Below are 2,050 nucleotides of genomic sequence, written 5' to 3'. Positions count from 1 at the left end.
CACTTCCCTCGACCACGGCGACACGTCGTGCGACCACGCGCCCCGTACGCCGCACCTCGTGCGCCCGCTTGGTCCACGTCGGCTGGTCACGACTCCCCGCACGGTCGACGTCGTCCGGTCACGAACGGACGCTCCGGAACGCCGCGAGCGACACTTCGCGCCCACTCGACGACGCGCACGCGGGGAGTCATGACCGCGGAAGCCGACGCCCCGTGTACCCCGGCATCCCGCCCGTCAGCGAGGTTCCATGACTCGCCGCGTGACGAACGCCGAGGTTCCACTCACCGAGCCACGCACGTTCGACAGGCCCGAATTCCGGAACCTCGGCCCAGCGCCCAGCGCCCACCGCCCAGCGCCAGCCCCTGGACACACGAAACGGGGCCGGTCCCGGAGGACCGACCCCGTGGAGGATCGTGGAGGAGCGGTGGAGCTACTGCCCCTGCTCGTTGCGCTTGTCCCAGCGCTCGTTCATGCGGTCCATGAAGGACCCGCCCGACGACGACGACTTCGACCCCGACGAACCACCGGACTTCGGCGTCCGGCCGGGCTTCGACTTGGGAACCCGCATGCCGGGGCGCAGTGCGAACAACACACCGGCGAGCATGATCACGAACCCGAGGATCCCGACGAGCGGCTGGCGGAGGACGAGTCCGACGATGACGACGGCCACGCCCGCGAGTGCACCGAGCACCCCGAGCGCGATCGACGTGTAGGTCGGGCGACCCTGGCGCCGCGTGACGCGCGCGACGAAGTCGGAGTCGTTCTGATAGAGACTGCGCTCCATCTCTTCGAGGAGGCGCTGCTCTTGCTCCGAGAGTGGCATCTGTGTTCCCTCTGTTCCTGGGATCGACGCAAGGTTTTGGTTGGCCGATTCTACGTCTCGACCACTCCACTAGGGTAGGGAGTGTGGCTGAGAGTACGCGATTAGTGGACCTCGTTTCCGCACGGATCGAACGGGCCCTGGACGAGCAGCGTGGACGGCTCCTCGCGATCAGCCCCGACCTCGCTCCGTTCGACGAGTACGCGCGGGACCTCCTGTCGGGCGGCAAGCGCTTCCGTGCCCTCTTCTGCTACTGGGGCTGGCAGTCCGTCGCGGGCCGGTCCGGGTCGTTCGACCCCCTCGCCGAGGGCTCCCGCCAGACCACGGCCGAGGCGGTCGTCACCGTCGCCGCAGCGCTCGAGGTGTTCCACGCCGCGGCACTCGTGCACGACGACATCATGGACCGCTCGGACACCCGACGCGGCCTCCCCGCGGTGCACCGCCGGTTCGAGGCGCTCCACCGCGACTCGGGCTTCACCGGTGACCGCGCGCAGTACGGCACGAACTCGGCGCTGCTCCTCGGCGACCTGCTGCTCTCCCTGAGCGACGCGGTCTTCGACGAGGGCCTCGCGCTCCTGGACCCCGCCCGCGCCCGGATCGTCCGCCAGGAGTTCCACGCGATGCGGCTCGACGTCACGGCGGGGCAGTACCTCGACGTGCACGAGGAGACCGCGTGGCCGGCGATCGACGAGAGCGAGCACCTGCTCCGGGCCCAGCGCGTCATCGTCTTCAAGTCGGCGAAGTACTCGGTCGAGGCCCCCCTCGTCATCGGTGCACTCGTCGCCGGGGCGAGCGAGTCGCAGCTCGAGGGGCTCCGGTCCTTCGGGCTCCCCCTCGGCGTGGCGTACCAGCTGCGCGACGACATGCTCGGCGTCTTCGGCGACCCCGAGGTCACCGGCAAGCCCGCGGGCGACGACCTCCGCGAGGGCAAGCGCACGGTCCTCATCGCGAGCGCCCGCAAGACGCTGTCCCCCGGCCCCCGCCAGCTCCTCGACGAACTCCTCGGCGACCCGGACCTCGACGAGGGCCAGGTGCAGATGCTCCGCGCGACCCTCACGGACTCGGGCGCGGTCGCAGCGGTCGAGCGCTCGATCGACCGGCACGTGCAGCGCGCGAAGGCCGCGCTCGACGCGGCACCGCTCACGCCGTCGGCGCGTGAGCAGCTCGCGTCGTTGGCCGACACGGTCACACGCCGCACCGCGTAGACGCAACCGATGGACGGCCTGGAGG

2 protein-coding genes are annotated in these 2,050 nt (G+C 70.7%); one reads left to right on the top strand and one right to left on the bottom strand.

Annotated elements, in window-relative coordinates; all coding sequences use genetic code 11:
- Nucleotides 1–430 precede the first annotated feature (430 nt).
- Nucleotides 431–823, bottom strand: a complete 393-nt coding sequence (locus ACSW7Y_RS17060) for a DUF3040 domain-containing protein (RefSeq protein ID WP_438127413.1) — start codon at nt 821–823, stop codon at nt 431–433.
- Between the two features lie 83 nt (nt 824–906).
- Between ACSW7Y_RS17060 and ACSW7Y_RS17055 the strand changes: the two genes are divergently transcribed.
- Nucleotides 907–2,025 carry a polyprenyl synthetase family protein gene (locus ACSW7Y_RS17055; RefSeq protein ID WP_438127412.1) on the top strand — a complete coding sequence of 373 codons (1,119 nt, stop codon included), beginning with the start codon at nt 907–909 and terminating at the stop codon, nt 2,023–2,025.
- The last annotated feature ends 25 nt before the right edge of the window (nt 2,026–2,050 follow it).

This window comes from Curtobacterium flaccumfaciens (genome assembly GCF_051548005.1).
Taxonomy (GTDB): Bacteria; Actinomycetota; Actinomycetes; order Actinomycetales; family Microbacteriaceae; genus Curtobacterium.
This window is presented reverse-complemented; position numbering and strand designations above follow the sequence as displayed.

Excerpts from the sequence above, each read along its gene's own strand:
- ACSW7Y_RS17060 (WP_438127413.1), bottom strand. The coding sequence starts at position 823 with ATGCCACTCTCGGAGCAAGAGCAGCGCCTCCTCGAAGAGATGGAGCGC.